At 27.6% G+C, this 7266-nt stretch carries 6 protein-coding genes; 5 read left to right on the top strand and 1 reads right to left on the bottom strand.

The window, feature by feature from the left end; all coding sequences use genetic code 11:
* Positions 1-343 precede the first annotated feature (343 nt).
* From J7M87_RS17225 to J7M87_RS17210, 4 genes are all read left to right on the top strand, one after another.
* Positions 344-613: an ACT domain-containing protein gene (locus J7M87_RS17225; RefSeq protein ID WP_283158302.1), complete on the top strand. Its 270-nt coding sequence runs from the start codon at positions 344-346 to the stop codon at positions 611-613.
* 13 nt (positions 614-626) lie between these two features.
* A complete protein-coding gene (locus J7M87_RS17220) occupies positions 627-1982 on the top strand; it encodes a PFL family protein (protein ID WP_291652921.1) in 1356 nt (451 codons plus the stop codon).
* Positions 1983-2219: 237 nt separating this feature from the next.
* Entirely contained in the window at positions 2220-3065 is an 846-nt protein-coding gene (locus J7M87_RS17215) for a protein phosphatase 2C domain-containing protein (protein WP_291652919.1), read from the top strand.
* 98 nt (positions 3066-3163) lie between these two features.
* Positions 3164-3919 (top strand): NAD(P)H-dependent oxidoreductase, encoded by a 756-nt coding sequence (locus J7M87_RS17210; protein ID WP_291652917.1) that lies wholly within the window; start codon positions 3164-3166, stop codon positions 3917-3919.
* 67 nt (positions 3920-3986) lie between these two features.
* Here the strand turns inward: J7M87_RS17210 and J7M87_RS17205 are convergent, their stop codons facing one another.
* A complete protein-coding gene (locus J7M87_RS17205) occupies positions 3987-4631 on the bottom strand; it encodes a TrkA C-terminal domain-containing protein (RefSeq protein WP_291652915.1) in 645 nt (214 codons plus the stop codon).
* Between the two features lie 252 nt (positions 4632-4883).
* Between J7M87_RS17205 and helD the strand changes: the two genes are divergently transcribed.
* Positions 4884-7166 carry an RNA polymerase recycling motor HelD gene (helD, locus tag J7M87_RS17200; protein ID WP_291652913.1) on the top strand — a complete coding sequence of 761 codons (2283 nt, stop codon included), beginning with the start codon at positions 4884-4886 and terminating at the stop codon, positions 7164-7166.
* The last annotated feature ends 100 nt before the right edge of the window (positions 7167-7266 follow it).

The raw sequence follows: 7266 nt of genomic DNA, 5'->3' as shown, positions 1-7266 counted from the left end.
TTGCATTTATTTTAAATTCTGCACTATAAGCTTTGTGCTTTATTGACATAAAAAATCACCCCATTATGTAGATTGTACACGACCTTTTATTGACTGTCTACATAATGGGGGTAAGACCATTTCGCGACCCCCTTTATACTTATATTTTATTTTTTTCTAAAGGGTATAAAGAAACGTTATATCCTATGCAGTCATTGATTTTAATTAATCAATATAGATTTTAAATAGGATTTTTTACGAATAATTACAGTTAAAAATTGACAAACTTACGGACAAGGGATAAAATTATAATAACTTTTTAGGTTGTGTGGAAAAATATAATAAAAATGGGAGTTGAATATTAATGAAAGCTATATTAACAGTAATAGGAAAAGATAAAGTGGGAATAGTTGCAGGAGTTAGTAACGAATTATTAAGATTAAACATAAACATCTTAGATGTTAATCAAACTATAATGGATAAATACTTTACAATGATAATGATGCTAGACTTAAAAGAAGCTAACTCTACCTTTGATGATATTAAAAGTGCATTAGTAACAAAAGGTGAGGAGCTTGGAGTAGAGGTTAAAATTCAAAGAGAAGAAATATTTAATTCAATGCACACTTTATAATTGGAGGGTAAAGATGAACAGTAATAATATATTAGAAACCATAAAGATGATAGAAGAAGAAAAACTTGACATAAGAACTATAACTATGGGAATTTCACTATTAGACTGTATAGATTCAGATGGCGATAAGGCAAGAGAAAAAATATACAATAAAATAGTTAGTAGTGCTAAAGATTTAGTTAAAGTAGGTAAAGAAATAGAAAATGAATTTGGAATTCCAATAGTAAATAAAAGAATATCAGTAACCCCTATATCAATAATTGCAGGAGCTACAGATGAGAAAGACTATGTTAAGTTTGCGCAAACTTTAGATAAAGCAGCAGAAACTTTAGGAGTAGACTTTATAGGTGGTTTTTCAGCTTTAGTACAAAAGGGATATACAAAGGGAGATAAAATATTAATAAATTCAATACCAGAAGCATTAGCTAAAACTAGTAAGGTATGTTCATCTGTAAATGTAGGTTCAACTAGAGCAGGAATAAATATGGATGCAGTTAGAGAAATGGGCGAAGTAATTAAAAAAACTGCTGAATATACAAAGGATACAAAGGGATTTGGTTGTGCTAAGCTTGTTGTGTTTTGTAATGCGGTTGAGGATAATCCTTTTATGGCAGGGGCCTTTCATGGCGTTGGAGAAGCAGATAAAGTTATAAGCGTTGGGGTTAGTGGGCCTGGTGTTGTACAAAGAGCTTTAGAAAAAGTTAAAGGGGAATCTTTTGATGTAGTTGCAGAAACTATAAAGAAAACTGCATTTAAGATTACAAGAATGGGGCAATTAGTTGCAAAAGAAGCTTCAGAAAGATTAGGAGTTCCATTTGGGATAGTAGATTTGTCGTTAGCTCCAACTCCAGCAGTAGGGGATTCTGTTGCGCATATATTAGAAGAAATGGGACTTGAAGTAGTTGGAACTCATGGGACAACAGCAGCTCTTGCATTATTAAATGATGCTGTTAAAAAAGGTGGAGTTATGGCATGTAGTCATGTAGGAGGATTAAGCGGAGCATTTATACCAGTTTCAGAAGATGCAGGAATGATTGATGCTGTATTAAATGGATCGTTAAACTTAGAAAAACTAGAAGCTATGACTGCTATATGTTCAGTAGGGTTAGATATGATTGCTGTTCCAGGAGATACCCCAGCCGAAACAATAGCAGCTATGATTGCAGATGAATCAGCTATAGGAATGATTAATAACAAAACTACAGCTGTAAGAGTAATACCAGCTCCAGGATGCAATGTAGGCGATTTGGTTGAGTTTGGAGGATTACTAGGAACAGCTCCAGTAATGCCTGTAAATAAATATTCCTCTTCATTATTTATACAAAGAGGTGGAAGAATACCTGCACCAATTCATTCATTTAAAAATTAAATAAATATAGAATTCATGTTTTTATGTTTTACTTAGATGATATTATCAAATATTATACTATTATTTTATAAATCATTAATAAAAACATGTATTTAAGGACAATTATGACTTACAGTATAATTGTCCATTTTTATTAAGTAAAATTGTATATAATTTTAGTGAAGAGATATAATTTATATAAGATTTGATTATAAATTATTAAATTTATAATAAAGTGATTTGTGAGGGGGAGAGTATATGAAAAATATTAAGTTTTTATCAAAGCAAGGAAATAGTGCGAAACCAAATGAAGATAAGATTACCGTACTTGATAACGCTGCTTGGGTATTAGATGGAGCAACAGGATTAACTGGAAAAAGAATTACTGAAAAAGAAACGGATGCATTATGGTACGTTGAAGAATTAGATGAGTATTTAAGAAAATATATAAATAATTCAGATGATATTAAAGAAATAATAAAGAATGCAGTTAAAGAAGTCAAAGAAAAGTATTCTAAATATGATGGATTTAATGATTTAGGGGAAATTGATTATCCTTGTGCAGCCTTAGCTTTAGTAAGATTTAATAGTAAAGAATTGGAGTATTATGTAATTGGTGATTGTACATTAATTTATTCTCCAAAAGGTGAATTAATAAAAGAAGTCACTAATAAAAGACTTATAGCATTAGAAGAAGAGATTTTAGAAAAAATGTGTGAGGTAAGTAAAGTAAATAATATCTCTGTGTTAGATGCAAGAAGATTTTGCAATGATGAAGTTATAAGTGTAAGAAAATTAAAAAATAAATCAAATGGATATTGGATATTGGAGTTTAACGAAGATGCAGTAGATAAAGGTCTATACAATAAAGTTTCTATGAATGATGAAATTAGTATTTGTATTACTTCAGATGGATTTTCACAATTTTATGATACATTCAATTTAACAAAAGATTATGAGGAATTTATAAACTTAGTAAAAGAAAGCAATATTTATGACATATTTAATGTTTTATATGAGGAGCAAGAGAAGGATAGTGTCTGTAATAATTATCCAAGATTAAAGAAAAGAGATGATACAAGTATAGTATATTTTGAAGTATAAATTTACAAATTGGATAAATACGGTGTATAATTTAAATAGAATAATCAGCAAGAGAGAAGGCACATATAATGCTTTCTCTTTTATTTTAGGGGGAAATTATGAGGTGTGTTGTAATACATGGAAGTCCAAGAAGAGGTAATACTTGGAATGTGTTAAATATTGCAAAAGAGGAAATGAAAAAACATGGTGAAATTGAATTTATAGATATTGAATTACGTAAGGAAAATATACCTTATTGTAATGGATGTTTTTTATGTATTTATAAAGGTGAAGATAAATGTCCACACAATGAAAAGATGAGTTATATAGTAAATGAAATTGAAAATGCAGATGCTGTTATAGTTACTTCACCAGTTTATTCAATGCAAGTTAGTGGGCTTTTAAAAACGTTTATAGACCATATGTCTTATAACTTTCATAGGCCAAAATTTTTTGCAAAAAAAGCATTAGTAATTACTACTACTGCAGGGGCAGGTCATACATCTTCAGCAAAGTATATTAGTGACGTTTTATATTATTGGGGATTTAATTTTGTGGAAATGATACCAATAGCATATAGAGCGATAGAATTAAGTGACAAAAATGTGGAAAAAATAAAATATAAATCAGCTAAGTTTGGGAAAGATTTAATATCTAAAAAAATACACAAACCACAAATAAAATCTATCTTTATGTATAATTTATGGAGAAAATCAGGAGAGATACCTTTTAAAGAAGGAGATGCAGATTATAGATATTGGAAGGATTCTGGACTTGCAAAATTTGTTTATCATCCAGATATTAAAATTGGAGTTATAAAAAGAGTAATAGGTAATGCTACTTATAAATTGATGGGGGGCAAAGTTAAAAGTTAATAAATATGCAGTTAAATATATATTAGATATTAATTAAATAACAGCTAAAGCAATTTTGCTTTAGCTGTTATTCTGTTTCTTTATCAGATGATGGTAAAGAAATATAAGCTTTAACTGTTTCTAGAACTGAATCCTCTCCAACATAAACTATTATATCTTGTGAATGTATTTTAAAGTATGGTCCTGGTGATAAGAATAAATCTCCATCTCTCTTAACAGCAATTATAGTAGCTTTTGTATTATGCCAAAAGTCGAGTTCACCAATACTTTTATCTACAGCTATACTATTTTCTTCTACTATACTTTCAAAGGGAATAATAGAACCAACATTTCTTAGCTGAGTAGCAAATTCAATTATTGCATTAATATTTTTTTCAAGCTTATTATCGATATCTTTCCTTTTTTTTATTAAGTCAAAAGTGTCGCTATTTAAATGAGTAAAATCTGATTTTGTTTTAAATTTATTTAAAAACTCTTTTGCATAAGTCTTGTTATTTATTATAATTCCACTTTTTTCATTAATAGTAACAACATTCATATCTTTTAATAAGGCTAAAGATCTTCTAATAGTCTCTGGAGATACATTATATATACTAACTAAAGTTGTTCTTCCTGTAATCTTACTTCCTTCCAAAAATTCATTATTTATTATTCTATGAGCTATATCAATAGCTATTTTTATATAGTTGGGTGTTTTAGTTTGCTTAGACAATATTAACATCTCCTTTACGTAAAGATTCTAACACACAATATTGGAAAGTAAAATACTTATTGAAATTTATAATTTATAAATGGGAAATAAAAGGAATAAATGCTTTGGGTATAGTAAATAATTGGAATATATAGGATTTTATGATTTTAACAGCTAATAATTTTTACTTAATTAGTTTATATACTATAATAATTGAATTTATAATTTAGTTAGCCTATAATTAAGGCATTAGTTGAATTTTGAGGTAAAAATATGAATAAAGATTTGAAATTGGAACAAGAAATATTAAAGGAAAAAAGGAAAAAGATAGATAATGAGCTTTTAGAGAAAAAAAAGAGTTATGAAGGTATAGAAACTAAGCTAAGAGCCTTAACAAAGGAATCAAAAGGAAATTATAACGAGGAAAAAGAAACTACAGAAAAAATATATTCTGTATTAAGAAAAGATATAAAAAATTATGAGGAGGCTATAAAGGTTCCTTATTTCGGCAGAGTTGATTTTAGAGAATTAAGAGGGCAGGATGAAAGTATATATATAGGTAAACAATCAGTAAGTTCAACTTTAGATGGAGAAGAAATAGTAGTAGATTGGAGAACTCCAGTAGCTGATTTATATTATAGTGGAACTGGGGGATACGCATATTATAAATCGCCAGTAGGAATAATAGAAGGAAATCTAGCACTAAAAAGAAAATTTTTATTTAAAGAAGATTCACTAAAAGAGATATTCGATGAAGGTATAAATGAAATTATAATAAAAACTAGCGATGAAGGAAATGACTTAGTTGATGAATTTTTAAAAATAAATCTTGAGGAAAGTAGAGGGAAAAAATTAAAAGAAGTAGTAGCAACTATTCAAAAAGAACAAAATGATATTATAAGATGGCCCAAAAATCTACCTATTATAGTTCAGGGGTCAGCTGGTTCAGGAAAAACTACTATAGCTTTACATAGATTGGCATATTTGATTTATAGATACTCAGAAACTATGAATGGAAAAGATATTTTAGTTCTAGCTCCCAATAAGTTGTTTTTGGATTATATTTCAGAGATATTACCGAATTTAGGTGTTGATGAAGTAAAGCAAACTACTTTTCAAGATTTGGTACTTAAGTATTTAAAAGTTAAAAGTAAGGTAAAGGGAAAAGATGAAAAACTTAAGGAATTAATTGAGTCTATAGATGCAGAAAAATGTAAGTTAATAATAAATTCATCTAAAATAAAGGGAACATTAACCTTTAAATCTATTATAGATAGATACATTACATTACTAGAAAGCGATTCTGTTGATATAACAGATATAATGATTGGAAATTATGTATTGTTTAACAAAAGGGAAATAATGAGACTTTATCTTAAGGACTTGAAAAATTATCCAATAAATAAAAGAAAAGATGAAATAAAAAGATATCTAGGATTAAAGCTCAAAGAGAGAATAGAAATTCTTTGTCTGCAAGTAGATTTAGAATGGGATATAAAGATTAAAGAAATAAAAAATAAACAAGAGGATTGTGGAGATAGGAGAAAGCAATTAATAGAAATTTATTCAGAAAGAGATGAAATTAAAAATAATATAAAAAATAATTCAAAGAAAGAAATGAATGAGTACTTTAAAAGCTGGAGAGGAATAACCTCTAAGGATATATATGTGGATTTATTTAAAAATGAAGAGTTTTTTGAGCTTGCAACTTTAAATAAAATACCAAAAGAACTATCACAATTTATGAAAGAAGAAATAATTTCAAGTTATACTAAGGGAGTTATAGATGAAGATGATTTAGCACCACTTCTATATATTAATATTCTTTTAGAAGGTGTTGAAGAAAAAGAAAAATACTCACATATAGTAGTAGATGAAGCACAAGATTATAATCCATTCCAAATTTATTTAATAAATAGATTAACAAAAGGGAATTCCCTTACCTTAGTTGGAGATATCGCTCAGGGAATATATTATTATAAAGGCATAAAAAATTGGAGTGATATAGTAGAAAAAGTTTTTTACGGTAAGGCGACATATATGCAACTTACTCAAAGCTATAGATCTACAGTTGAGATTATAGATTTTGCTAATGGGGCATTAGAATCGCAAGGGTTAGATTTAAAAAGAGCAAAACCTGTATTAAGACATGGAGAATCTCCTAAAATAATAAAATGTAATAATAGTAAAGATGCAATAAAAAATATAAACAGTATAATTACTGAAGTTATGAATAAAGGTAAAAGTAGTATAGCAATAATAACAAAAGGTATAGAAGAAGGTAAAATTTTAGAAAAACTTATAAAAAAGAATTCCCCGTTTAAAGCAACATTAATAAAAGGAAATGAAAAAGAGCATAATGATGATATATTGATAATACCATCTTATTTAACAAAGGGATTAGAATTTGATGCAACTATTATTTATAATCCGAGTGAGTCTAACTTTAAAAATACCTTATTAGATCAAAGGCTTTTATATGTATCATTAACAAGAGCATTACACTACGAATATATTATAGAAGTTGATAATATAACAGATATGATAAAATTGTAAAAAAAATTATAGAATAATTAAAATATATATAATAAATATATAAAAAAAGTCGAATTTCATAATTGTTTGACAAATATATTTATGGTAAAATATTACTAGA

It is taken from the genome of Clostridium sp. (assembly GCF_017888565.1).
Taxonomy (GTDB): Bacteria; Bacillota; Clostridia; order Clostridiales; family Clostridiaceae; genus Clostridium.
This window is presented reverse-complemented; position numbering and strand designations above follow the sequence as displayed.

Coding starts and splice junctions, on each gene's coding strand:
- J7M87_RS17225 (WP_283158302.1), top strand. CDS start 344: ATGAAAGCTATATTAACAGTAATAGGAAAAGATAAAGTGGGAATAGTT.
- J7M87_RS17220 (WP_291652921.1), top strand. CDS start 627: ATGAACAGTAATAATATATTAGAAACCATAAAGATGATAGAAGAAGAA.
- J7M87_RS17215 (WP_291652919.1), top strand. CDS start 2,220: ATGAAAAATATTAAGTTTTTATCAAAGCAAGGAAATAGTGCGAAACCA.
- J7M87_RS17210 (WP_291652917.1), top strand. CDS start 3,164: ATGAGGTGTGTTGTAATACATGGAAGTCCAAGAAGAGGTAATACTTGG.
- helD (WP_291652913.1), top strand. CDS start 4,884: ATGAATAAAGATTTGAAATTGGAACAAGAAATATTAAAGGAAAAAAGG.